Origin of the sequence: Streptomyces sp. rh34 (genome assembly GCF_002551245.1) — a bacterium.
Taxonomy (GTDB): Bacteria; Actinomycetota; Actinomycetes; order Streptomycetales; family Streptomycetaceae; genus Streptomyces.
On sequence record NZ_NTGZ01000010.1, the window covers coordinates 1 to 25,162 of the forward strand.

Genomic DNA, 25,162 nt, shown 5'->3' on the forward strand with positions numbered 1-25,162 from the left:
GCGCCCACCCCCTGAGGACCATGCCGACCACACCCCCCGCCCCCGCCCCGGCGCCGACGGTCCCGGAGACGCCTCGTCCCGTCCGCGAGCACCGCTACGACATCGACCTGATCCGGCTGCTCTGCTCGGTCGGCGTGATCGGCCTCCACACCGGCTCGGCCTTCGTGAACGCCGTGGGCCGGACGGCGTCGCAGGGGCCCGGCACCTACTGGGCCGGGCTGACCGCCGACTCCGTCGGCCGCTTCGCCGTGCCCCTCTTCTTCGCCATCGCCGGCTGGGTCGTCCTGGTCGGTGCCCCGCCGAAGGACGGCGCACGGCTGCGGCGGCGCATCGTGCGGATCGTGGTGCCCCTCGCCGTCTGGACGGCGCTCTACCTCGCCTGGGGCAGGCTGCGCGGAACCAACGACGACCCGGTGGGCGACCTGGCGCTGGACTCCGTGTTCGCCTCGGTCCGCCCCGCCTACCACCTCTGGTACCTCTACGCCTACCTCCCCGTGATCATGACCCTGGGGCTGGTGGTGCTGGTCAGGTCGGGCAAGCGGCCGTGGGGTCTCGGCGCGGTGCTGCTGGTCCTGGCGTCCGCCCCGTCGCTCTTCGGCGATCTGGCCGAGGCCACCGGCCGCGAACTTCCTCGCTTCGGCTGGGCGTTCGGGCCGTACCAGCTGATCTACGCGGTGCTCGGGGCGCTGCTGCTCGCCGCCCCGGCCGGCACGTTCGGCCGACGCCGGCTCCCCTGGCTGCTGCTCGCGGCGGCCACGCTGGCCGGGGTGATCGCGTACCAGCACGAGGTGCACTACGCGATCCCGTACGCACACGTCCTGGTGGCCCTGTTCAGCTGCGGCGTCCTGATCTCCCTGCACGGCCTGCGCGTCCCGGAGCGGATGCGCCCCACCCTGACCCGGCTGGCCGACGCGTCGTTCGGGGCCTACCTGGTGCACGTACTCGTGCTCGGCGTCCTCACCGACGCCCTCGTCCGGGCGGACCTGGGCGGCCCGGCCGCCGCCGCGCTCGTGGTCGGGATCACGGTGGCCACGACGGCCCTGTCGTTCGGCGCGGCCATGCTGTGGGGCCGCGCGGGTGCGGGCAAGGTGCTGGGCTGACCGTTCCGCGCGCCTGCCGCGCCCCGGGGGAGGGCCTGCCCCCCCCGGGGGGAGGCTCCTCAGCCTCTGCCGTTCCGCAACGCCTTGGCCCGCCGCGCCACCCGGCGCAGGGCCGGGCTGCCGCGCAGGAACGCCAGCCGGGCCGGGACCACTCCGGGAAGCGCGAGCGAGGCCAGGCGCCGGCGCTTGAAGTAGCGCCAGGTGCGGTCGTCCAGCCGCGTGGACAGATAACGCTCGGCCGCCGGGCGCAGATCGGGGCGGACCTTCGGCCGCATCGCGAAGCCGACGGCCGCGAGCAGACCGTCCAACTCCGCACCGGCGTACGGTGTCCGCGCGGCGACCGCCTCCGCGTCACCGATCCCCGGCAGCAGGGCGTCGGCGAGCGTCGCCGGTATCCGCTCCGCGTTCTCGTACGGGGTCAGCCGCTCCAGGAGCAGCCCCGTGCCGACGGCCGCCACCGGAAGGCCGTGGAACCGGGCCGCCCCGAACAGCGCGGCCGAGGTGCAGCCGACGACCAGCGCGGGCCGCATCCGGTGCAGCAGCACATCGGCCGGCACCGGCAACGGGCTCTCCAGCACGGTCAGTTCGACGCCCAGCCGGTCCGCCTCGGCGCGCAGCGCCGCCGGGTCCTCCCAGGGGGCGTACGGGTCCGGTGCGAACACCAGCCGACGGTGGCCGAGGGCCGCGGCCCCGCGCACCATCTCCAGCCGCAGCTCCGCCTCCTCGGCGGCCGGGATCAGCCCGGCCCCGGCGAGGTCCTGCCCGAGCAGCAGCGCGGGCGCCTCGACGGCAGGCAGCTCCACGCCCGCGTCCGCCAGTTCACCGAACACCTTGGTGAACGCCTCGGCGGGAACGGCCCGCGGCTCCACCCCGTACTCGCCCAGCAACAACAGACGTGCCCCCGGGACCAGATCCGCGTGGAGGAGCCGCCGCACCCGGACCCCGGTCAGCGGGGGGATCTTCTCCCCGGTCGGGCCGTAGCCGCCGGGCCCCTCCGCGTACACATCGACCGGGGCACCGGCGAAGACCTGGGTGAGCGCCCGGGCGGGACCGGCGTGCGGGGAGTCCACCACGAGCTCCAGCTCCTCGTCGCCGAGCTGCCAGGCGCGCCGGAAGTGGCGCTCCCACAACGGGGCGTCGTCGGTCCGGGGCGTCCAGCCGGCCGGGTGGAAGGGGAAGATCGCGTCGTTCCACGAGAGGACCTCGTCGAACCGGGCGCGCAGCCGCTCGAAACCGGCGGTCTCCGAGACATCGGCGACGGTCTCCGGAGCCGGCCCCGTCCGGGACAGCAGCAGGATCCGCCGGTCGGGCTCGGTGAAGCAGCCCGCGTCGATCGCCGCGGCGAGCAGCACCGTCGCGGCGGGCGAGGAGGCGTGGAAGATCCGGATGGTCATGCGGCCGAGGCCCCCTTCGCGGCGACCGGACGGCGGCGCAGCCTGCGCACCCGGGTCGCTCGTGTCACGTCCATGGCGTCGAGAGCCTCGTCCAGCAGCCGCTGCGGCAGGCGTCCCAGGGCCGCCGCACCGCGCGACTTCAGTTCGCGGGCCACGGCCGGTTCGAATTTTTCGAGGGCGCCCAGATGATGGGCGATGACCGCGCAATAGGTGCGTACGGCCTTCGGCAGCAAAGCGTCCGCGTCACGGTCGGCGGCCGTCTCGGCGATCACCTGGTCGAAAGCGCGCAGGAAATCGAGCTGACGCACATCGCCGATCTGGGTCAGCGACGTGGCCACCCCGCGCCGGTAGAAATGGCTGAGCATGCCCAGCACGGCGAACGATTCCGCCTCCCGGTGCAGCCGCCAGATCCACGGCCGGTCCTCGGCCGTGCGCAGCCCGTCGGTGAAGTGGAGCAGTCCCCGGTCCAGCAGCCGCCGGTGATAGAGGCCCGCCCAGGCGAACGCGTAGTCCACGGAGGTGGTGCGGTGGGCGGGCAGGATCGCGGCCCGGGGGTCGCTCACCACCCCGTGCGGCCCGTGCGGAGCCCGGCGTACGGTCCGCGACGTGCCGTTCGCCTGGACGTGGTCGGTGCGCACGAAGTCGCATCCCAGCGCCTCGGTCCGGGCCACCAGCCGTTCGTAGTGCCCTGGGGCCAGCCAGTCGTCGCCGTCCAGGAAGGCGATGTACTCGCCGCGGGCGGCCTCCAGACCGGTGTTGCGCGCGGTCGCCAGACCGCCGTTCACCTCGTGCCGCAGCAGCACGGCCCCCGGGATCTCGTCCGCGGCCCGGCGCAGCAGCCGGGGGGTCTCATCGGTCGAACAGTCGTCGACGAGAAGGAACTCGAAGTCCTCGCGGGCGTTGGCCCGCAGACTTCTGAGGGTGTCGGGCGCGTAGGCCTGCACGTTGAAGAACGGCACGATGACGGAGAGCTTAACCACGCGCATCACGTTAGGTGCGGCTCCGGCTCTTTCCTTTTCCGCAATGCGCCCAGCAGGTGAACAACGCCCGTCACTCAGGTGAATCGCGTTCCCCGGGGCCGGAATTGAGGGTGCATTCGGGCCCGGCCCCCAATCGTCGGCTCGCTGTTAACCATCTGTTGCCATCACGTTGGGCCGCGCATCGGAATGCCTTCCTAACTTCTAGGACGTGCCCCCACGTACCAGCAATGAGGCCGAACCGGCCGAAACCCCCGCCGCGCTCCGACCGGCGCTGCGGGTCGCCGTCCTCGCCGACTCCGACACCCGGTGGAAATGGGGCGCGCTCACCGCGCGCCGCCTGACCGCCGGAGCGGCGGACGGCCCGGACGCGCGGCCCGTCGAGGTCAGCGGGCTGCTGCTGCGCGGCCGGGCCACCCCGACGCCCCGCCAGCTCGCGGAGGTCGGCGAGGTCGGGATCGACCCCGAGCGGGTCCGCGAGGTCACCGCCGTCGAGTTCCTGCACACCGTGCGCGACGAGGGGTACGACCTCGTCGTCCTCGCCCTCGTCGGCGGCGGCGTCCAGGCCATGCTGCACGGCCTCGCCGCCCTCGGCCTGCCGCGCCGGCCCGTCATCGTCACCGGATACGTGGGCGTCGTCTACGAGAAGCTCGCCGACGGGCTCCTCCTCCGCCACGGCGCGGACGTCGTCCTCGCCAACTCGGCCCACGACGCGGAGCGTTTCCGCGCGGTGTACGAGGGAGTGGGCGCCGACGCCTCCGCCGTCACGGAAGCCGCCCTCCCCTTCCTCGGCGGAGCCCCCTACCGTCCCGAAGAGGGCCGCGACACGGTGGTGTTCGCCGCCCAGCCCTCCGTGCCGGCCTCCCGCGCCGACCGTACGTACCTGCTGCGCAGGCTCGTCGAGCACGCCCGGCTGCACCCGCGCCGCGAGGTGCTGCTCAAGCTGCGCTCCAAGCCCGGTGAGCACACCACGCACATCGAGGAGCTGCCCTACCAGAAGCTCGCGCAGCGGCTGCCCGGCGGTCTGCCGCCCAACTTCCGCCTGGTGTACGGGCACATGGGCGAAGTCCTGGACCGCACCGACCTCCTGGTCACGGTCTCCTCGACGGCCGCGCTGGAGTCCCTGCACCGCCGCATCCCGACCGCGATCCTCACCGACCTCGGCGTCCGCGAGACGCTCGGCAACCACCACTTCGTCGGCTCCGGGCTCCTCACCTCCTGGGACCGGCTCGACGGCGGGATCCGGCCCCGGCCCGACGGCCAGTGGCTCGCCGGCCAGGGCGTCGCCGCCGACGGCTCGTACGGCACCGCCTACGACACGGCCCGCGCCAAGGTCACCGCCCTCCTCGCCACCGGCCAACTCCCGCCGCCGGCCCCCTACTACACACCGGCCACCGCCCCCGGCTACCTCCCCGGCATCCTCGCCCGCCACCACCTGGCCCCCGACGGCACGCCCCTGCCCGGCGCCGCCGCACCGCAGGAACCCGGCCGGGTCCGGGGCGCGGTGCGCGAAACCGTCCGCAACGCGGCCCGGGGCGCCTACCGCCAGGGCGTCCAGCGCGTCGCCCCCGTGATCCGCCGGATGGGCGAGCTGTGACCACCACTCCAGGAGCAGCCACCATGACCCCAGGGACAACGATGCAACCGCCCCCGACCCCGACCGTCCTCGCCGTGATCCCCGCCCGCGGCGGATCCAAGGGCGTCCCCGCCAAGAACCTCGCCGAGGTCGGCGGCATCCCCCTGGTCGCCCGCGCCGTCCGCGCCGCGCTCGGCGCCCCCGAGGTCACCGACGTCGTCGTCACCACCGACGACGGGGCGATCGCCGAGGCCGCCCGGAGCGCCGCCGTCGACCTCCGGGCCGCCCACCGGCTGCACGTCGTCGAGCGCCCCGCCGCCATCGCGGGCGACACCGCGACCAGCGAAGCGGCCGTGCTGCACGCGATGGACGTCTACGAGGCCGAACGCGCCCGGAGCGTCGACGTGGTCCTCCTCGTCCAGTGCACCAGCCCGTTCGTCTCCCGCGAGGACATCGGCGGCGTCGCCCGGGCGGTGGCCCACGAGGGCGCGGACACGGCCGTCACGGTCGCCCCGTTCCACGGCTTCGTCTGGCGCGACGGGCACGCGGTCGAGGAGGGAACGTACGGCGTCAACCACGACAAGTCCGTACGCCCCCGCCGCCAGGACCGCCCCCAGGACCACCTGGAGACCGGCGCCGCCTACGCGATGGACGCGGCGGGCTTCCGCACCCACCGCCACCGCTTCTTCGGCCACACCGCCCTCGTGCCCACCGACCCGGCGCGGGTACTGGAGATCGACGACCCGCACGACCTGGCCCGCGCCCGCGCGCTCGCCCCGCTCCTGGACCCCTCCCCGCTGCCCTCCCTCGCGGACGTGGACGCGGTCGTCCTGGACTTCGACGGCACCCAGACCGACGACCGGGTCATGATCGACTCCGAGGGCCGCGAGACGGTCGCCGTGCACCGGGGCGACGGACTCGGCATCGCCGCGCTGCGCAAGGCCGGGGTGCCCCTGCTGATCCTCTCCACCGAGCAGAACCCGGTCGTGGCGGCCAGGGCCCGCAAGCTCCAGATCCCCGTGCTGCACGGCATCGACCGCAAGGACGAGGCGCTGAAGCGGTGGTGCGACGAGCAGTCCATCGCCCCCGACCGGGTCCTCTACGTCGGCAACGACGTCAACGACCTGCCCTGCTTTTCGCTCGCCGGCTGGCCCGTCGCCGTCGCGAGCGCCCACGACTCGGTACGCGCCGCGGCGCGCGCCGTCACGACCACCCCCGGGGGCTACGGCGCCATCCGCGAGATCGCGGCCTGGCTGCTGGGCCCCACCCTCACCACCACTCCCTCTGTCCCCACAGTCCCCACCAAGTAAGGAAGCACCACCATGAGCACCTCCCGCCTGCGCACCTTCGGCACCCGCACCGCCGGCCCCGGCAACCCCGTCTACATCACGGGCGAGATCGGCATCAACCACAACGGCGACCTCGACAACGCCATCGCGCTGATCGACGCGGCGGCCGAAGCCGGCTGCGACGCCGTCAAGTTCCAGAAGCGCACCCCGGAGATCTGCACCCCGCGCGACCAGTGGGACATCGAGCGCGACACCCCCTGGGGCCGGATGACGTACATCGACTACCGCCACCGCGTCGAGTTCGGCGAGGCCGAGTACACCGCCATCGCCGAGCACTGCGCCAAGCGCGGCATCGACTGGTTCGCCTCCCCGTGGGACACCGAGGCCGTCGCCTTCCTGGAGAAGTTCGACGTCCCCGCCCACAAGGTGGCCTCCGCCTCCCTCACCGACGACGAGCTGCTGCGCGCCCTGCGCGCCACCGGCCGCACGGTGATCCTCTCCACCGGCATGTCGACCCCGAAGCAGATCCGCCACGCGGTCGAGGTCCTCGGATCGGACAACATCCTGCTCTGCCACGCCACTTCCACGTACCCGGCGAAGGCCGAGGAGCTGAACCTGCGGGTCATCAACACCCTCCAGCAGGAGTACCCGAACGTCCCGATCGGCTACTCCGGCCACGAGACCGGCCTGCAGACCACCCTCGCGGCCGTCGCGCTCGGCGCCACGTTCGTCGAGCGCCACATCACCCTGGACCGCGCGATGTGGGGCTCCGACCAGGCCGCCTCCGTCGAGCCGCAGGGCCTGACCCGCCTGGTCCGCGACATCCGCACCATCGAGCAGTCGCTCGGTGACGGCGTCAAGAAGGTGTACGAGTCCGAGCTCGGCCCGATGAAGAAGCTCCGCCGGGTCGCGGGCGTCGTCGCCGAGACCGAGAACGCGCCGGCCCCCGAGCCGGTCGCGGTCTGAGCGCCGACCGGTGAACCTCGCCTTCGTCGAGAGCCCGGTCCAGCTCCTGAACGTCCTGGAGTGGGTTCACACCCAGGGGGGAGACGATCCGGCCGCCACCACGGTCGTCGTCCTCCCCCCGGTCGACCCGATGTCGCGCGGTCAGCTGCGCCGGATGGCGGAGCTGGCCCGCGACGAGGGCATCGCCGTCCGCTGGCAGGAGGCGCGCGGCGAGTCCGGCGCGCCCCTGAAGGCCCTGCGCGCCCTGGCCGGCCTGGTCCGGCGCGCGGACCACATAGTGATCGGCGACCCGTTCTCCCGCTATGTGCAGCTCCTGCTGACCCTGGTCCGCGCCGACCGCCTCACGGTGGTCGACGACGGCACGGCCACCATGGAGTTCGTCGCCCAGCTGGCCCGGGGCGAACGCCTCACCCGCTGGCACCGCCGGGGCCGCACAGGACCGCGCGAACTGGTCCTCGCCCCGGTCACGGCGACGGCCCGCCGCCGCTTCACCCCGACGGCGGACCACACGGTCGAGGTGTTCACCGCGATGCCGGTCGAGGCTCCGCCCGGCATCGTGGTCACCCCGAACACCTTCGCCTGGACCCGCGCCCGCTTCGGCCCGCCCAGCATCGGCAAGGGCGCGGACCTGGTCGGCACCTCCCTGGTCGAGACGGGCGTCGTCGACCCCGCCCCGTACCAGGAGGCGGTCACGGCCCTGGCCCGCACCCACGGAGCCACCCGCTACTTCGCCCACCGCCGCGAGTCCGCCGAGAAGCTCCGCGCCCTGGAAGCCGCCACCGGCCTGGAGATCGTCCGCCCGGACCTTCCGCTCGAACTCATCGCCCGCCGCGGCCCCATCGGCCGCACGATCGTCAGCTTCCCCTCCACGGTCGTCCACACCCTCCCGCTGGCCCTGGCCGGCACGGGCGTGAACGTCGCGGTCTGCGACATCTCCCCGGAATGGCTCCGCGCCACGGCATCGCCCCGCGCCCAGGGCTTCCTGAGCGGGGTCACGGAGACGGCGCGGGGGGTGCAGCGACTGTCGTCGGTGGCCCACGCGTAGGGGCTCCCGGGGCGGCGGGAGCCCCTACGCGCCGCGTACCTGGCGGCGTGGCTCCAGCATCCTCTCCACCAGGTTCCGGGTGGCCCTCTGTACCAGGGGGTTGAGGTGGTCGGGCTCGTTCAGCGCGAGCGGCCAGTGGAACGTCCCGGCGACGAAGACGAGCGTTCCCTCGGTGTTCTCGCACAGGCTGGTGTTCTGCTCGCGGCGGCCGCGGCCCCAGCTGTCCTTGTACGGGGAAGCAGCCAGGAGCGTCTGCTCGCTGTCCGCCGGTCGAGGCATCGAGGGATCGAATCCGTCGGCCTCCACCCCCACCAGACCCGGGATGCCGTCGCCGTCACGCAGCCCGGTCCCCTTCCAGAACCAGTGGCCGCTCTCCCTGACCACGAGCGGTGCGGGTTCCGCGAGGATGCCGTTGTACTGCACGCCCAGCAGGCCCTGTTCGGCCTTCCGCCGCTTCTTGGCCAGCTTGCGCCAGCGCACGGTGGGGCCCGCCGCACCCGGTTCGGGGTCCGGAGCCTCCTTGTAGCACGTCACCACCCGGCCCTCGCGGCCGTCGGCGGAGGGCTCGACGCGGATGTGGAAGTAGATGTTGTTCGAGGCGAGGAAGGCGAGATGGGTCCCGGCCGCCACCGCGTCCTCGGCGCAGTCGCGCATCTCCTTGGACCAGTACTCGTCGTGCCCGGAGAAGACGACCGCCGTGTAGGCGCCCGGGTCGATCCGCCCCTCGTGCAGGTCCACGCTGCTCGCGTAGGTGATGTCGTATCCGGCCTCCTCGGCCCACCGGGCCGCGGCGGTGTCCATCTCGAACCACCGTGGTGCTCCGGTGTCCACGTACGGCCGGTCGAAGGAGACCCGGAAGGCCCGCTCCTCGTTGCCGCCGATCTCGCCCGCCGGGGTGTAGCCCTTGTACAGGTTCTTGCCGGTGCGTCCGTCGAAGGGCCAGAGGTTGTACGCCTGGTAGGTGGTGAAGGGCAGCACCATCAGCAGGTCGGACCGGCGCTCGGTGTCGCGTACGACGAACGGTGTGGAACTGCGGTAGCCGTCGTCCGAGGTGAAGACGGCCAGGTAGATTCCCGACACCCACGCGTCCGGGACGTCCAGGGTCCAGGCGATCGGCCAGTCGCAGGCTATGAGCCCGGTGTCCGGATCGGGATCCGGCCGCTCATGGGGCTCCACCCGGACCGGGGCGCCGGTCAGCAGGTGCCGGGCGCCGTCACCGCCGTAGTACCCCACCCGGTAGATCGCCACGGTGCATTCCTGGGCGCGGTGGGCCGACAGGTGAAAGCCGATCGACTCGCCGCGGCTCACCGATGTGGCAGAGGCGTACCCCTGTATCTGTATGTCCTTGTCGTCGGCGGCCCGCGTGCCACCCTGCCCGACGCGCCACTCCTGGGATCCGGCGGAGCGGTTCTCGCGCGAGACGGGGTTCTTCCCCGTACTCGCGGCAGGGCGTCTCGGCAAGGACTCCGCCTCGCCCCGCAGTTGGTAGCCGGCCACCGCTATGGCTCCGACCCCGATGGTCCCCAGGGCGACACGGCGGGACACTTTCGACACAGCACACACTCCGGGGCCCGGACGCCGGGCCTCACGCCGCACGCGTCGATACGTATGCGACGGGTGGAGTGCACAGGGGTGTGCGCACCTGTCGACCGAGTGAGAAAGGAACGAGATACAGGTGTGGCGGTTGTGTGACCGAACACACCACGAAGGTCAGGTCCGGGGCGCGCCGCCTTCGCCTCAGGCCCGACCGCACCCTTCGCCAGGCAGGTGAGCAGCTGGGGGTGATGACCGGCTTCAGCTTCGCCCGCGCGCACGTGGTGGAGCGCTACGGCAGCTGAGTAGCCGCGCGGGGTCCGCACCGTCGGTGGTGCGGGCCACGCCGGCGGCTGGCCGTTCCTGTTCGGCCGGGGTGTCCTCTGGATGGTGCCGAAGCGCACTTCGCCCCGCTGACCGCGTCCTCAAGCGCGCGGACCGGAGTACGGAAGGCGAACCGGTATACCCGCAACCACCCTGCGTCACACATGCTCACAGGGAAATTGTTCGCCTGAGCGGCTGAAGTTTTGTTGATCTGTGGCCAGTTGAGGGGGCAAGGGGCCTACGCTTCATAAGGTGAACCAGTTGAAGTCCCGCGCCTCCCGCCCCCACGACCCGGTCGGCCAGCCCCGGGGAGGTGAGCTGCCCGGCAGGCTCTCCGACGAACTCCGTGCCGAGCTGATCGCCTTCCGCCGGGATCTGCACATGCATCCCGAGCTGGGCAACCAGGAGTTCCGCACCACCGCGGCCATCAAGGACCGGCTGGAGAAGGCCGGGCTGGAGCCGAAGGTCCTCGCCGTCGGGACCGGGCTCATGTGCGACGTGGGGGAGTGGGACGGGGTGACGCCCATGCTGGCGTTGCGGGCGGACATCGACGCGCTGCCGATCCCGGACACCAAGGCGGGCGTGCCCTACCGGTCCACCGTGCCCGACCGGGCGCACGCCTGCGGGCACGACGTGCACACCACCACCGTGCTCGGGGCCGGGCTCGTGCTCGCCGGGCTCGACCGGGAGGGGCTGCTGCCCCACGCCGTGCGGCTGATCTTCCAGCCCGCCGAGGAGGTCCTGCCCGGGGGCGCGGTCGACGCCATCGAGTCCGGGGTGCTGGAGGGCGTCGGGCGGATCATCGGCGTGCACTGCGACCCGAAGGTGGACGTCGGGCGGATCGGGCTGCGGATCGGGGCCATCACCTCGGCCTGCGACCGGCTGGAGGTCACGCTCGACGGGCCCGGCGGGCACACCGCCCGGCCGCACCTGACCACCGACCTGGTCACCGCCGCCGCCCGGATCGCCGTCGACGTGCCCGCGCTGCTCGCCCGCCGGGTCGACGCCCGCTCCGGGCTCGCGCTGACCTGGGGGCGGCTGGAGACCGGGCACGCCCCCAACGTCATCCCGCAACACGCCGAGCTCTCCGGCACCGTCCGCTGCCTGGACCTGGACGCCTGGCGCGCGGCACCCGACCTGGTGCACGCCGCCATCGACGAGGTGGCCGGAATGCACCGGGCCAAGACCGTGGTCAACTACGTGCGCGGGGTGCCGCCCGTGGTGAACGACGCCGAGTCCATCGGCCTGCTGGACGCCGCGATGACCGAGCGCCGCGGATCGTACGCGATCGAGGACACCGAGCAGAGCCTGGGCGGCGAGGACTTCTCCTGGTACCTGGAGCGGGTCCCCGGCGCGATGGCCCGCCTCGGCGTCCGGACCCCGGGCGACACGCGCGGGCTCGACCTGCACCGCGGCAACTTCGACGTGGACGAGGAAGCCATCACCGTGGGGGTCGAGCTGTTCACCGCCGCGGCACTGTTCGACGGGAACCGTTAGCGGAGCGTTGACACAGTCTTCGTGGGCCGTTCGTGGACCCGCGGGAGGCCTTCTGTTCACGACGATCCGGTAACGGCTTCCGTACGTGCTCTTATCTGACATCTACGCGCGTTACGATCGCCGCGAAACCAGCGCCGGAAGAGGCGCTTCGGTCAGGTTTGAAGGAGCCTTCCCTTGCGCCGGATCACCAGGATCACCACCGTGGGCATTGCGTCCGCGGCGCTTGCTCTCAGTGTCACCGCCTGTGGCGGAAAAACGTCGTCGGACGCAGGTTCCGACTCGGGCGGCGAGAAGGCCGCCATCGCGTACGACATCGGCGGCCGCGGCGACCAGTCGTTCAACGACGCCGCCTACGCCGGACTCGCCAGGGCGGAGAAGGAACTCGACGTCAAGGGCAGCGAGGCCGAGCCCTCCGACGGTGAGGGCGACGCGGACAAGGTCCAGCGCCTCACGGAGCTGGCCCGCTCCGGCAACAACCCGGTGATCGGCGTCGGCTTCGCCTACGCCCCCGCCATCAAGAAGGTCGCGCCGAAGTTCCCGAAGACCACCTTCGGCATCATCGACGACGCCTCGGTGACCGGTGACAACATCGCCAACATCGTCTTCAACGAGGAGCAGGGCTCCTACCTCGCCGGCGTCGCCGCCGCCAAGGTCACCAAGACGAAGACGATCGGCTTCATCGGCGGTGTCGAGACCCCGCTGATCAAGAAGTTCGAGGCGGGCTTCATCCAGGGCGCCAAGGACACCGACCCCGCGGTCAAGGTCCTCCCGCAGTACCTGACGCAGCCGCCGAACTTCGACGGTTTCTCCAAGCCAGACCTCGGCAAGGCCGCCGCCCAGGGCCAGCTCGACAAGAAGGCCGACGTGATCTACTCGGCCGCCGGTCTGGCCGGTTCCGGTGCCATCGAGGCCGCCTCCAAGGCCGGCAAGTGGAACATCGGCGTCGACTCCGACCAGTACAAGCAGAAGGGCCTCGCGGCCTACAAGGAGTCCATCCTGACCTCGGTCACCAAGGACGTCGAGGACTCGGTGTTCAACCTGATCAAGTCGGTCCAGGACGGCAAGCCGACCACCGGTGAGATCCGCTACGGCCTGGACAAGGACGGCGTCGGCCTGTCGATGTCCAACCCGGCGTTCGTCAAGATGACCGACGTCATCGCGGCCGTCGACAAGGCCAAGCAGGAGATCATCGACGGCAAGATCACCGTCAAGACCGCTCCGTAACCACCCGGAGCCTCCTGCCGTACAGCTGGTTTCCCGAAGGCCCTGTCCGTCCCCGTGCCGCACGCCGGCCGGTGGACGGACAGGGCCGCGGGCCCATCCCCGCCGGACGGACAGGCTCCCCGCCACGGAACGCGAACGTCGAACTTCCGCGGCACCACCCGAGCTTCCCCGCCTCACCCGAAGAAGATCCGCCTCTCGCAGTGCTCTCCCACCCGGGCCGGACCGTGCGTCCGGACCGTGACGTGCACCTGTGTTTCACGATTCGGCAGCGCTACGCGTGTAGACAGCCCTCCGGCGCGATAACTTCACCCCGCCCCTCAGGGGGTGCCCGACCCCCTCAGCCCCTCCGCCCCCGCTCCTGTCCGGCCAAGGAGAGTGCGTCATCAACGCGTCCAGCAGCCCCCCTGCCGTAGAACTGCACGGCATCACCAAGCGCTTCCCCGGCGTCGTCGCCAACCACGACATCGACATCACGATCGGCAAGGGCACGGTCCATGCCCTCGTCGGTGAGAACGGTGCCGGCAAGTCCACCCTGATGAAGATCCTCTACGGCATGCAGAAGCCGGACGAGGGCACCATCGCGATCAACGGCGAGCAGGTCTCGTTCTCCAACCCGGGCGACGCCATCGAGCGGGGCATCGGCATGGTGCACCAGCACTTCATGCTCGCCGACAACCTCACCGTCCTGGAGAACGTCGTCCTGGGCGGCGAGAAGCTGTACGGCATCGGCTCCGGCGCCCGGAAGAAGATCAAGGAGATCTCCGACGCGTACGGCCTGGGCATCCGGCCCGACGCGCTCGTGGAGGACCTCGGGGTCGCCGACCGGCAGCGCGTGGAGATCCTCAAGGTCCTCTACCGGGGCGCCCGCATCCTGATCCTGGACGAGCCGACCGCGGTCCTCGTACCGCAGGAGGTCGACGCGCTCTTCGCCAACCTGCGCGAGCTCAAGTCCGAGGGCCTGACCGTCATCTTCATCTCGCACAAGCTGGGCGAGGTGCTCTCCGTCGCCGACGAGATCACCGTCATCCGCCGCGGTACGACCGTGGGCACCGCCGACCCGGCGTCCACCACGACCAAGCAGCTCGCCGAGCTGATGGTCGGCAGCGAGCTGCCCTCGCCGGAGACCCGCGAGTCCACCGTCACCGACGTGCCGATGCTGCGCGTGCAGGACCTGGCGCTCACGGTCACCGACCCCGACGGCACCGTCCGCGACGTGCTCGCCGGCATCGACTTCACCATTCACCAGGGCGAGGTCCTCGGCATCGCCGGGGTCGAGGGCAACGGGCAGACCGAGCTGATCGAGGCCCTGATCGGCATGCGCGACCCGGACGGCGGGGTGATCACCCTCGACCAGGACGACATCTCGCACGTCCCCACCCGCAAGCGGCGCGAGGCAGGCATCGGCTACATCCCCGAGGACCGCCACCGCCACGGCGTCCTGCTGGAGGCCCCGCTCTGGGAGAACCGCATCCTCGGCCACGTCACCGAGAAGCCCAACAGCCGCGGCTGGCTGCTGGACAACAAGGCGGCCCGCACCGACACCGAGCGCATCGTGCGCGAGTACGACGTGCGCACCCCCGGCATCGAGGTCACCGCGGCCTCCCTCTCCGGCGGCAACCAGCAGAAGCTGATCGTCGGCCGCGAGATGAGCCACGCGCCCAAGCTCCTGATCGCCGCCCACCCCACCCGTGGCGTGGACGTCGGCGCGCAGGCGCAGATCTGGGACCAGATCCGCGAGGCACGCCGGGAAGGGCTGGCCGTCCTGCTGATCTCGGCCGACCTGGACGAGCTGATCGGGCTCTCCGACACCCTGCGCGTCATGTACCGCGGCCGACTGGTCGCCGATGCCGACCCGGCCACCATCACCCCGGAGGAACTGGGCTCGGCCATGACCGGCGCCGCCACCGGTCACCTCGAAAGCCCGGAGGACGAGGCCCGATGAAGAAATTCGACAAGGACCGGCTGATCCTGGGCTTCGCCGGCCCGGTGCTCGCCCTGGTCGTCGCCCTCGCGCTGACGACCGTGGTGCTGCTCGCCTCCGGCCGCGACCCCTTCGAGCCGTACCGGATCATGTTCGAGTCGGCCGGCTACGTTGACGTTCAGGTCCTGATCGTCAACCAGGCCGGTACGTACTACCTCGCCGCACTCGCCGTGGCCGTCGGCTTCCGGATGAACCTCTTCAACATCGGCGTCGACGGGCAGTACCGCCTCGCCGCCATGATGGCCGCGCTGGTCGGCGCGAGCGTCAGCCTGCCGGGGCCGCTGCACATCGCGTTGATCGTGATCGTCGCGATGCTGGTCGGCGCGTTCTGGTCGGGCATCGCGGGCTTCCTCAAGACCACCCGCGGGGTGAGCGAGGTCGTCTCGACGATCATGCTCAACTCGATCGCCACCGCCCTGGTCGCCTGGATGATCCTGCCGAAGAACTTCGGCGAGCAGCCCGCCGGATCCAACAACCTGACCACCGGTGAGATCCCGGAGTCCGGCTGGTTCCCGGGGCTGCCGATGGGCGACCAGGCCGGGGAGATCTACGGCTTCACGTTCGTCGCCGCGGGCTGCGGCCTCCTGTACTGGTTCGTGCTGAACCGCACCCGGTTCGGCTTCGACCTGCGCGCCACCGGCGCCAGCGCGAGCGCCGCCCAGGCCTCCGGCGTGGACGCCAAGAAGATGATCCTCACCTCGATGCTGATCTCCGGTGCGGTCGCGGGCCTGGCCGGAATGCCGACGCTGCTCGGCGACACCCACACCTACAGCCTCGACTTCCCCACCGGTATCGGCTTCACCGGCATCACCATCGCGCTGCTGGGCCGCAACAACCCGCTCGGCATCGCCTTCAGCGCCCTGTTGATCGCCTTCCTGGACAAGTCGTCGGCCTCGCTCGACCAGTACGGGTACGAGAAGGAGATCGCCACGATCATGCAGGGCCTGATCGTGATCTCGGTCGTCGTCTCCTACGAGCTGGTCCGCCGGTACGGCATCCGCCGCCAGCAGCAGAAGGTCGGCGAGGAGCTCGCCGCCGGCCATGCCCTCAAGACCGAGAAGGAGGCGGCCCTGTGAGCACGAGCAAAGCCACCGCCGCACGCGTCGCCCCCACCAAGGGCGGGCGCCGCAAGCTCTCCCTGCCCGTCGTCCTCCTGATCATCGCGGGCGCCCTCGCCCTGATCTCCCTGGTGCGCCTCATCAGCGGCGCGAACGACATCACCTCGGTCGGCCAGGTCCGCGGCGCCCTGTCACTCGCCGTCCCGATCGGCCTCGCCGGCCTCGGCGGACTGTGGGCCGAGCGCGCGGGCGTCGTCAACATCGGCCTCGAAGGCATGATGGTCCTGGGCACCTGGTTCGGCGCCTGGGCCGGGTTCCAGTGGGGCCCGTGGGTGGGCGTCCTCTTCGGCATCCTCGGCGGTTGCCTCGGCGGCCTGCTGCACGCGGTCATCACCGTCACCTTCGGTGTGAACCACATCGTCTCCGGCGTGGCCATCAACATCCTCGCCGTCGGCGTCACCCGCTACCTCTCCAACTTCGCCTTCGACGGCATCGAGGGCGGCTCCTCCAAGCAGTCCCCGCGCATCGATCCGATCGACAGGATCACCGTTCCAGGGCTTTCGGACTGGATGCAGGACCTGCAACAACAACACTGGTTCCTGATCTCCGACATCGCCGGCATCATCGGCGGGCTCGTCACCGGGCTCTCCCTGCTCACCGTCGTCGCCCTGCTGCTGATCCCCGCCACCTGGTGGATCCTGTGGCGCACGCCGTTCGGGCTGCGGCTGCGCTCCTGCGGCGAGAGCCCCGTGGCCGCCGAGACCCTCGGCGTCAACGTCTACAAGTACAAGTACATCGCCGTCACGGTCTCCGGCGGCCTGGCGGGTCTGGGCGGCGCGTTCCTCGCGATCGTCGCCACCGGCATCTACCAGGAGGGCCAGACCGGCGGCCGCGGCTACATCGGTCTCGCCGCGATGATCTTCGGTAACTGGATGCCGGGCGGCATGGCGCTGGGCGCCGGGCTCTTCGGCTTCACCGACAGCCTCAAGCTGCGCGGCGGTGCGGAGAACGTCCACGCGATGCTGCTCCTGCTGGCGATCCTGCTGGTCGTCGCGGTGTTCTGGCAGCTGTACCGGAAGAAGTACGTCGCCGCGGTGATCTCGGCGGCCGTCTCGGCGCTGCTGTTCACCTGGTACTTCCTGACCGACCAGGTGCCGAGCCAGTTCGTCGACGCCGCCCCGTACGTCACGACGCTGCTGGTCCTCTCGCTCTCCGCGCAACGGCTGCGGATGCCCAAGGCCAACGGCTTGCCGTACCGCAAGGGCGAGGGCAAGTGACGCGGCCCGCCGCCGGAGGCCCGCCCGCCACGGCTTTCGGCGAGGCCGACTGGGACGCCCTGCGGGAGGCCGCCCGGGACGCCATGTCCCGCGCGTACGTCCCCTACTCGCGCTACCCGGTCGGTGTCGCCGCCCGGGTGGACGACGGTCGAACGATCACCGGCTGCAACGTGGAGAACGCCAGCTACGGCCTCTCGCTCTGCGCGGAGTGCGGTCTGGTCTCCGCGCTCCACGCCACCGGCGGCGGTCGGCTGACCCACTTCACCTGCGTGGACGGCACCGGGGCGATTCTGGTGCCGTGCGGCAGGTGCCGGCAGCTGCTGTACGAGTTCGGCGGCCCGGAACTCCTCCTGGAGACGCCCGACGGGCGGCGCACGCTGGACGAGATGCTGCCCCAGGCGTTCGGCCCCCAGCACCTCGGCTGAACCCCGTATCTCCTCGGCGGTGGCCCTTCCCTCTTCTTGGAAGGGCCACCGCTCTTCCCTCCCTCTATCCACGCAAAAGTCAGTCCGGACTCTTGCGTACGCACCCGGCCGGAAGGATTCCCATGGACGCCATCTCCGTCATCCGCACCAAGCGGGACCGAGGCGAGCTGACCCCCGAGCAGATCGACTGGGTCATCGACGCCTACACCCGCGGCGAGGTCGCCGACGAGCAGATGTCCGCCCTCGCCATGGCGATCCTGCTCAACGGGATGAACCGCACCGAGATCGCCCGCTGGACCGCCGCGATGATCGCCTCCGGCGAGCGGATGAGCTTCGACGGACTGTCCCGCCCCACCACCGACAAGCACTCCACCGGCGGCGTCGGCGACAAGATCACCCTGCCGCTCGCCCCGCTGGTCGCCGCCTGCGGCGCGGCCGTGCCGCAGCTCAGCGGCCGGGGCCTCGGCCACACCGGCGGCACCCTGGACAAGCTGGAGTCCATCCCCGGCTGGCGGGCCCACCTCTCCAACGCGGAGCTGCGACACGTCCTCGACACCACCGGCGCGGTCATCTGCGCCGCCGGTGACGGGCTCGCCCCCGCCGACAAGAAGCTGTACGCGCTGCGCGACGTCACCGGCACCGTCGAGGCGATCCCGCTCATCGCCAGCTCCATCATGTCCAAGAAGATCGCCGAGGGCACCGGGGCACTCGTCCTGGACGTCAAGGTCGGCTCCGGCGCCTTCATGAAGACCACCGAGGACGCCCGCGAACTGGCCTCCACCATGGTCGCGCTCGGCACCGACAGCGGGGTCCGCACGGTCGCGCTGCTCACCGACATGTCGACCCCGCTCGGCCTCACCGCGGGCAACGCGCTGGAGGTCCGCGAGTCCGTCGAGGTGCTGGCCGGCGGCGGCCCGCGGGACGTCGTCGACCTGACCCTCGCCCTCGCCCGCGAGATGCTGGACGCGGCCGGGCTCAAGGACGCCGACCCGGAGAAGGCACTCGCCGACGGCTCCGCGATGGACGTCTGGCGGCGGATGATCTCCGCCCAGGGCGGCGACCCGGACGCCACGCTCCCGGCCGCCCGCGAGCAGCACGTGGTGACCGCGCGCTCCTCCGGCGTGCTGACCCGCCTGGACGCCTACGACGTCGGCGTCGCCGCCTGGCGCCTCGGCGCGGGCCGCGCCCGCAAGGAGGACCCGGTGCAGGCGGGCGCGGGCGTCGAGCTGCACGCCAAGCCCGGCGACACCGTCACCGAGGGCCAGCCCCTGATGACGCTGCACACGGACACCCCCGAGAAGTTCGACTACGCGCTGAAGGCACTGCCCGAGGCGTACGACATCGCCCCGGCCGGCACGTCGTTCGCACCGCTGCCGGTGGTGCGGGAACGTATCGCGTAACGGCACCAGGACACGCGGGCGGCCCGCCGCACGGAGAGGATCCGTGCGGGGTGTTGCCCTTCTTGTCGGTGACCTTGGCGGAGAAGGAGATCGCCTTGCCCTTGGCCGGGTTCTTGACGGTGATCTTGCCCTTCTTGACGGTGACCTTCTTCCAGGTCTTGCCGCCGTTGTAACTGACGTACGTCTTCAGCGACTTCAGGTTCTTGCCCGCGGCAGCGCCGTGCACCTTCACCGGCACCGATACGGTCTTGCCCGCCTTGACCCGGCCGTCGGCGCCCACGGCCGGGGTGAACCGGACGGTGGAGACGGGCAGCATCGTGAACGCGGTCTTCTTCGAGCGGAACGTCCAGGCCGCGTCCACCCGGGTGGAGAGCGGGTTGACCTTCGCGCTGTGCCTGACCGTGGTCGTCAGCCGGTAGTCGGCCGCGCCCGCCGGGACCCGGAAGGACTCGCCGCCGCCCACCGGGTCGCCGTTCTGGCCGAGCTTCTTGCCGTTGCGGTACAGGACGGTCTTGGCCGACGTGAACAGCATCCCGCCCGCGTTGCCCCGGCCGTCGGCCAGCAGCGGGAGAGCGCCGGTGATCTCGTTGCCCTCACGGACGATGCCGTAGTCCTTGTCCACCAGGGGGCCGAACACCGCGGTGTTCACGGACTTCGTGTACGTCCTGCCCGCCTTGTACGTCGCCTCCTTGCCGACCCGGTAGTTGGCCTCGTACGTCGGCCACCCGTCCGCGTCGACCGGGCCCTGCTGGTCGAAGTCGAAGCTCCAGGTCACCTTGTCCGCGGTGGAGACGTACAGCGTGCGGGTGCCGGGCAGCTTCTGATCGATCGAGGTCGCCCAGTTGCCGCCCTGCGTGGGCAGGAAGGGGAAGGCGGTGATCGAACCCTTCTTCTTCGGCGCGGCCGAGCCCATGGCGATCTTCACCTTGGCCAGCTGCGCCGTGGTGAACTTCCGGTCGAAGCCGGTGGCGAGCTGCTTGACCGTGCCGCCGACCGCGATGTCGTACTCGGTCGACGCGCCCTTGCTCCAGGTGCCCGACCAGTGCTGGGCGAGTGAGCCGTCGGTGATCTTCGGGCCGGCGTGGAGCGTGCGGATGCCTGCGGCCGACTCCAGCAGCCAGCCGAAGGAGACCGCGTCGTCCGCCGCTTCCACCACGTAGTCCGGAGAGAACAGCTGAGCCTTCGCCTTCGCGTCCGGCACCGTGACGTTCACCGGCCTCGCCTTGCGGGCGTCGAAGGTCAGTGAGGTGTTCTTGGTGACCGCGATCTTGGGCTGGGCGATCCAGTCGGCGCCCTTGGTGACGTCGTCCGGGTCGTTGTAGACCGTGGAGTTGACCACGTACGTGCCCTTGGGCACCCGGATCTTCGCGGTGCCGTCGACGACCCGCGGGCTCAGGAACGGGTTGCCGGACTCAGCGCCGAAGCGGAAGAGCGTGGTGTCCGCGTAGACCGCCGGACGGCCGTCCCGCCCGAGGTGCTTGACCGTGACGTCGTAGCTCTCCACCTCACGCTCGACCGCGGCGGCCGTGCGCACGGTCTGCCCGCCGCCGGTGGCCACCAGGTACGCGGAGTACGTGCCGTCGGCGGTGCCGCCGAGCCGGGTGTCGGCGGTCAGCGTCGCCTCCGCCGTGCCGCCCGCCGGGACGGTGACCCTGTCCGTGCCGAGCGTGAAGAAGCCGGCCGGAGCGGGCTTCCCCGCCGGGCCGGTGCCCGTCACCTTCAGATCGAGGGTGACGTCGCTCGTGCCGAGGTTGCGGTAGGTGACCTTCTCGGTGACCGGCTCGTCGTCGGCGTGCGGCCACTGCTGCACCCCGAAGCTCACCGAGACCGGGTCGGCGACGACGGTCTGGGCGATCGCACGGTCCACCGCGATCCGGCCGGAGCCCTGCTGGAACGGGTTGTACGCGCCGGGCTTCGTGGACGCGGTCAGCGCGCCCTTCAGCTCGGCGTACGCCCAGTCGGGGTGCTGCTGCTTGAGCAGGGCGGCCGCGCCCGCCACGTGCGGGGTGGCCATCGACGTACCCGAGATCGTCGCGTAGCCGGCGGGGTTCTCCCCCACCTCCTTCGCGATCTGCGAGCCGGACGGGATGGCCGCCGTGGTGTCCACGCCGGGAGCCGTCACGTCGGGCTTGACCGCCCCGTCCCCGACCCGCGGGCCCCGGCTGGAGAAGTCCGCCAGCTTGTCCTGGTCGTCGACCGCGCCCACGGTCAGCGCCGCGCTCGCGCTGCCCGGCGAGCCCACCGTGCCCGCGCCGTCGCCCTCGTTGCCCGCGGCGATGGCGAACAGGACGCCCTTCTCGGCCGACAGCTTGTCGACCGCGGCCTCCAGCGGGTCCACCTCCGGGGTGTCGGTCCCGCCGAGGCTCAGGTTGACGATGTCGGCGCCCTGGGCGACCGCCCACTCCATACCGGCCAGGATGCCGGAGTCCTCGCCGTACCCGTCGTCGTCGAGCACCTTGCCCGCGAGCAGCTTGGCGTCCGGGGCCACGCCCTTGAACTTCCCGCCCGACCTGGCGCCGGTGCCCGCCGCGATCGAGGCGACGTGCGTGCCGTGGCCGACCCGGTCCTTGGTGTCCTGGGCGGCGCTGAAGTTCTTCTCCGCGAGGATCTGGCCCTGGAGATCGGGGTGGGTGGCGTCCGTCCCGGTGTCCAGGACCGCGATCTTGACGCCCTTGCCGGTGAACCCGGCCTTCCACGCCGCCGGGGCGCCGATCTGCGGGACGCTCTTGTCGAGGCTCGCCCGGCGTACCCCGTCCAGCCAGACCCGGTCGATGCCGGGCGCGGTGGTGACCCGCTCACCGCCCGCGCGCCGGTCGGTGAGCGCCTTCCAGATGGCCGGCGCGTCGGCGGTCGGCGTGGTCACCGACTCGGCGTTCAGCGACGTCAGGCTCCGGCCGACCTCGGTGGAGCCCGCGTCGCGGACCTGCGCCTTCGCGGTGGCGGCCTGCTTGCCCCGGTAGCCGACGATCAGCTTCAGACCGTCCCGCTGGGCCCGGAGGTTCTCCGGGCGGCTCAGCTCGGTGACGTCGAACAGCCGCCGGTCGAGCTTGCCGGAGACGATCAGCCGGTGGGCGTCGGCCGGGACGACGAGCGTGTGCCCCTGGTTGCTCATCCGCTGCACCGGGATGTTCTCCCGGCCCTTCGCGGGCCGGAAGGCGACCGGCTTGCCCTGGGCGTCGACGGTGACCCGGTCGCCGGTGACGAGGGTCAGCTGACGCAGCTCCCTGTCCTGGGAACGGTCCTGGGCCCGGGCGCCGGACGCCCCCCTCGGATCCGGCTGGGCGACGGCGGACGAGGTCATGCCCGCCGCCAGTGCCACGGCCACGGCAGTGGCGACCGCCGGTATGCACGCGTTTCTCACGTGTCTGCGCAACTCTCCCCCTGGAGAACTCGGTGGTTTCTCGGTCCCGCCGGTCCGCAGGGACGCAGGAACGACGGCTGCGGCCCGTCGGTTCACCGAACTAGAGGGGATGCCGGGGGAGTTGGTTCACGGGAAGGGCGCCCGAGGGTCACAGTTGTCGCAAAATGGCCCCTCCGCGACGGGGGTCGAGCGGAGGGGGCCGATGAATTTCGCCCGCCGGTCCGGTCTGCCTGGTGTGGATGCCGAGAATCCGATCGCCCTGACTGTGACCGGCCGGGTCAGCCGTGCCGTCGTACCCGACCTCTGCGCCGAGCTGGAGCGTGCTCTCGCCGGCCCTCGCGGAGCCGCCCTCGCCCCGGGCGCGGCGGTGGACTGCGATGTGGGCGGGGTGATCCGGCCGGATCTGACCGTGGTCGAGGCGGTGGCCCGGCTGGGGCTCGTCGCCCGCCGGTCCGGACGCACGCTGCGGCTGCGCCGCGTACCCCCCGAACTCCGGTCACTGCTGGACCTGGTGGGGCTGGCCGACGTGGTGACCCTGGAGGAGGTCCCGGAGGAACGGGTGCCGGGCCCGTACTGACGCCGGGCGGGCGGATGCCGGGTCCGTACCCGCGCCGCGCGCAAACGGGCGCCGGGCCCGCACCGGCGTGCGTACGGCCGGGCCCGGCGCCCCGTTGGTGTGCCGCGGGGTGCCGGGCCCGGCCGTGACTGCTACGCGTCGGCCGGGAGCCGGTCCGGCAGACCGAACAGCGGGAACCAGCGCGGGACGTCCAGGAAGCAGTGCATCCCGGTGATCGCCCCGTCCTGGATGTCGATGACCTGGACCGCCCACGGCACGAACCCGTCCCCGTCCTCGGCGGGCTTGTAGTGCGCGAAGCCGGGGGACCCGTTGGCCGAGACGGGCACCAGCTTGGAGCCCGCGCACGCCGCGCCGATGGAGGTCATGAAGCCCGTGATGTCCCCGGTGCCCCGCAGCCACAGGTCGAACGGCGGCATCGTCATCACCGCGTCCTCGTGGAGCAGCGCGGTCAGGGCGGCCATGTCATATCCCTCGAACGCCTTCACATAGCGCTCCAGGAGCTTCTGCTGCTCCTCGTCGAGGGGGTCCGCCGGATCGCCCGCCCGGCCCTCCGTCTCGGTCAGCGTGGCGCGGGCCCGCTGCAGGGCGCTGTTGACCGAGGCGACGGAGGTCTCCAGCAGCTCGGCCACCTCCGCGGCCTTCCAGGCGAGGACCTCGCGCAGGATCAGCACGGCGCGCTGCTTGGGCGGCAGGTGCTGGAGGGCGGCGACGAACGCCAGACGCACCGACTCGCGCGCCACGGCCGCCTCCGCCGGATCCTGGACCGAGGGCAGGATCCGGCCGTCGGGCATCGGCTCCAGCCAGACGTTCTCCGGGCGGGGGCTCAGAGCGGCCTGGGCGAGCGGCGTCGGGCCCGTCAGGTCGACCGGGCGGGCCCGCTTGTTGCCCGCGTTCAGCATGTCCAGGCAGACGTTGGTGGCGATCCGGTAGAGCCAGGAGCGCAGCGAGGAACGACCCGCGAACTTGTCGAAGTTGCGCCAGGCCCGGACCAGGGTGTCCTGCACCGCGTCCTCGGCCTCGAAGGCGGATCCGAGCATCCGGTAGCAGTACCCCGTCAGCTCGACCCGGTGCCCTTCCAGGCGGCTGTCGATCCCGGCGGTATCAGCGCCTTCGGCGCCCGCCGCCCCGCCCGTGGCCGTCGTCGTGGTCAGATCGCTCATCGCTCCACCCCTGTCGCGCGCGCAGCCGCGCTGTGGCATCCGTCACCCGGTACGTCGGAAGCTACCGCAGGCCACTGACAGTCGGGGCGGAAAGAGGACAAGGGGCGCCCGGCGGCCGCGGCCACGATCCGCCAGGCACCCCTCAGGCGTCCCGCCTGCAGCGAGCGCGTCGGTCAGGTCCCGGGCTTGCGCCCGTACACGTACACGTCGTCGCCGTTCTTCAGCAGTTTCCAGTATGCCTTCGCGTCGGCGGGACGCATGTTGACGCAGCCGCCGGAGCCCGGCGGGTTGTACATGGACTTGGTGACCGAGTGGAACGCCTGGCCGCCGTCGAAGAACTGGGAGTGCGGCATCCAGACCTTGTAGATGGTCGACCAGTGCTTGATGTTGCGCCAGTAGATCTTCTTGGACCCGGTCCGGGTCTCGACGCCGTTCCGGCCGGTACGGACCGGCACCGGTCCGTACTTCAGCTTCTTGCCGTCCTGGATCCAGCTCAGCTGCCGCGTCAGGTCGACGCAGGCGATGCGCCCCTTGTTGGTGGGGCACTTCTTCGCCTTGTTGGGGTTCTTCCCGGCCGCCTTCTGGGCAAGCATCGTGTTCATCGTGCGCCAGGTCAGCGGACCGGCGTAGCCGATGGTGGGGGTGATCCCGTGCTTCTTCTGGAACTTCTGGGTCGCCTTGCAGTCGGCCGTCGACTGCTTGCCGTCCACGGGCCGCTTCAGGAACTTCTCGACCTGCTTCTGGTGCGGTCCCACCGACTTGGTGCAGGACGCCGCGTGGGCGGCGGTGCCGGTGCCCAGGACCAGGGCCGGAGCGGCCACCAGTCCGGCGACGGACAGTGCCACCCCTCGCCGCAGCGGTCTTCCGGATATCTTCGCCGTGACTCCCATGCGCGCCAACTCCCCTTCGCCCACAGTGCGTTGTTGGTTACGCATGGTAGACGCCCGAAGGCGGGCGGTGGTTGCGCGCGACGAGCCGGGAAAACCGGTGGAGCCGCC

The 25,162-nt window shown here is 71.6% G+C and carries 19 protein-coding genes and 1 pseudogene; 14 read left to right on the forward strand and 6 right to left on the reverse strand.

Annotation, left to right across the window (positions count from 1 at the left end; all coding sequences use genetic code 11):
• Positions 1–20 precede the first annotated feature (20 nt).
• Positions 21–1,100 carry an acyltransferase gene (locus CR470_RS04085; protein ID WP_097866203.1) on the forward strand — a complete coding sequence of 360 codons (1,080 nt, stop codon included), beginning with the start codon at positions 21–23 and terminating at the stop codon, positions 1,098–1,100.
• Positions 1,101–1,159: 59 nt separating this feature from the next.
• Here the strand turns inward: CR470_RS04085 and CR470_RS04090 are convergent, their stop codons facing one another.
• Both CR470_RS04090 and CR470_RS04095 read right to left on the reverse strand, forming a co-directional pair.
• Positions 1,160–2,494: a polysialyltransferase family glycosyltransferase gene (locus tag CR470_RS04090; protein ID WP_097866204.1), complete on the reverse strand. Its 1,335-nt coding sequence runs from the start codon at positions 2,492–2,494 to the stop codon at positions 1,160–1,162.
• Positions 2,491–3,474: a glycosyltransferase family 2 protein gene (locus tag CR470_RS04095; protein ID WP_097866247.1), complete on the reverse strand. Its 984-nt coding sequence runs from the start codon at positions 3,472–3,474 to the stop codon at positions 2,491–2,493. The genes CR470_RS04090 and CR470_RS04095 overlap by 4 nt, the downstream gene beginning before the upstream one ends.
• Positions 3,475–3,682: 208 nt before the next feature.
• Between CR470_RS04095 and CR470_RS04100 the strand changes: the two genes are divergently transcribed.
• Genes CR470_RS04100 through CR470_RS04115 form a run of 4 tightly spaced genes read left to right on the forward strand, consistent with a single transcriptional unit; the run spans position 3,683 to position 8,347 of the window.
• On the forward strand, positions 3,683–5,068 hold the full coding sequence (locus CR470_RS04100) for a DUF6716 putative glycosyltransferase (RefSeq protein ID WP_097866205.1): 1,386 nt from the start codon (positions 3,683–3,685) through the stop codon (positions 5,066–5,068).
• Between the two features lie 41 nt (positions 5,069–5,109).
• The gene (locus CR470_RS04105) at positions 5,110–6,357 is read left to right on the forward strand and encodes an acylneuraminate cytidylyltransferase (RefSeq protein WP_097866206.1); all 1,248 of its coding nucleotides are present in this window, start codon (positions 5,110–5,112) and stop codon (positions 6,355–6,357) included.
• Between the two features lie 12 nt (positions 6,358–6,369).
• On the forward strand, positions 6,370–7,302 hold the full coding sequence (locus tag CR470_RS04110; protein ID WP_006127058.1) for an N-acetylneuraminate synthase family protein: 933 nt from the start codon (positions 6,370–6,372) through the stop codon (positions 7,300–7,302).
• Positions 7,303–7,312: 10 nt separating this feature from the next.
• Complete coding sequence (locus CR470_RS04115; protein ID WP_097866207.1) at positions 7,313–8,347, forward strand: hypothetical protein; 1,035 nt, start codon at positions 7,313–7,315, stop codon at positions 8,345–8,347.
• A gap of 24 nt (positions 8,348–8,371) precedes the next feature.
• On the opposite strand, the gene CR470_RS04120 is transcribed toward CR470_RS04115, so the two are convergent.
• Entirely contained in the window at positions 8,372–9,901 is a 1,530-nt protein-coding gene (locus CR470_RS04120) for a N,N-dimethylformamidase beta subunit family domain-containing protein (protein WP_257138402.1), read from the reverse strand.
• Positions 9,902–10,035: 134 nt separating this feature from the next.
• Between CR470_RS04120 and CR470_RS39365 the strand changes: the two genes are divergently transcribed.
• The 8 genes from CR470_RS39365 to CR470_RS04155 all read left to right on the forward strand — a co-directional run bounded on the left by CR470_RS39365 (position 10,036) and on the right by CR470_RS04155 (position 19,066).
• Complete coding sequence (locus CR470_RS39365; protein ID WP_179892134.1) at positions 10,036–10,185, forward strand: hypothetical protein; 150 nt, start codon at positions 10,036–10,038, stop codon at positions 10,183–10,185.
• Positions 10,186–10,465: 280 nt separating this feature from the next.
• Entirely contained in the window at positions 10,466–11,701 is a 1,236-nt protein-coding gene (locus CR470_RS04125) for an amidohydrolase (protein WP_097866208.1), read from the forward strand.
• Between the two features lie 174 nt (positions 11,702–11,875).
• Positions 11,876–12,925 (forward strand): BMP family lipoprotein, encoded by a 1,050-nt coding sequence (locus CR470_RS04130; RefSeq protein ID WP_097866209.1) that lies wholly within the window; start codon positions 11,876–11,878, stop codon positions 12,923–12,925.
• A 358-nt stretch (positions 12,926–13,283) separates the two neighbouring features.
• The gene (locus CR470_RS04135) at positions 13,284–14,867 is read left to right on the forward strand and encodes an ABC transporter ATP-binding protein (RefSeq protein WP_097866210.1); all 1,584 of its coding nucleotides are present in this window, start codon (positions 13,284–13,286) and stop codon (positions 14,865–14,867) included.
• Positions 14,864–15,982: an ABC transporter permease gene (locus CR470_RS04140; RefSeq protein WP_097866211.1), complete on the forward strand. Its 1,119-nt coding sequence runs from the start codon at positions 14,864–14,866 to the stop codon at positions 15,980–15,982. The genes CR470_RS04135 and CR470_RS04140 overlap by 4 nt, the downstream gene beginning before the upstream one ends.
• Positions 15,979–17,241 (forward strand): ABC transporter permease, encoded by a 1,263-nt coding sequence (locus CR470_RS04145; protein WP_097866212.1) that lies wholly within the window; start codon positions 15,979–15,981, stop codon positions 17,239–17,241. Before CR470_RS04140 ends, CR470_RS04145 begins: the two co-directional genes overlap by 4 nt.
• Positions 17,238–17,666 (forward strand): cytidine deaminase, encoded by a 429-nt coding sequence (locus tag CR470_RS04150; RefSeq protein WP_097866213.1) that lies wholly within the window; start codon positions 17,238–17,240, stop codon positions 17,664–17,666. The genes CR470_RS04145 and CR470_RS04150 overlap by 4 nt, the downstream gene beginning before the upstream one ends.
• Positions 17,667–17,788: 122 nt before the next feature.
• A complete protein-coding gene (locus CR470_RS04155) occupies positions 17,789–19,066 on the forward strand; it encodes a thymidine phosphorylase (RefSeq protein ID WP_097866214.1) in 1,278 nt (425 codons plus the stop codon).
• Between the two features lie 49 nt (positions 19,067–19,115).
• Here CR470_RS04155 and CR470_RS04160 read toward each other — a convergent pair.
• Positions 19,116–22,367 (reverse strand): annotated as a pseudogene (locus CR470_RS04160) (S8 family peptidase); the annotation flags it as partial.
• Positions 22,368–22,629: 262 nt separating this feature from the next.
• Here CR470_RS04160 and CR470_RS04165 point away from each other — a divergent pair.
• On the forward strand, positions 22,630–23,004 hold the full coding sequence (locus CR470_RS04165; protein ID WP_097866215.1) for an STAS domain-containing protein: 375 nt from the start codon (positions 22,630–22,632) through the stop codon (positions 23,002–23,004).
• A 131-nt stretch (positions 23,005–23,135) separates the two neighbouring features.
• Here the strand turns inward: CR470_RS04165 and CR470_RS04170 are convergent, their stop codons facing one another.
• A complete protein-coding gene (locus CR470_RS04170) occupies positions 23,136–24,164 on the reverse strand; it encodes a sigma-70 family RNA polymerase sigma factor (protein ID WP_097866216.1) in 1,029 nt (342 codons plus the stop codon).
• Between the two features lie 173 nt (positions 24,165–24,337).
• On the reverse strand, positions 24,338–25,054 hold the full coding sequence (locus CR470_RS04175; protein WP_032794296.1) for a L,D-transpeptidase family protein: 717 nt from the start codon (positions 25,052–25,054) through the stop codon (positions 24,338–24,340).
• Between the last annotated feature and the right edge of the window lie 108 nt (positions 25,055–25,162).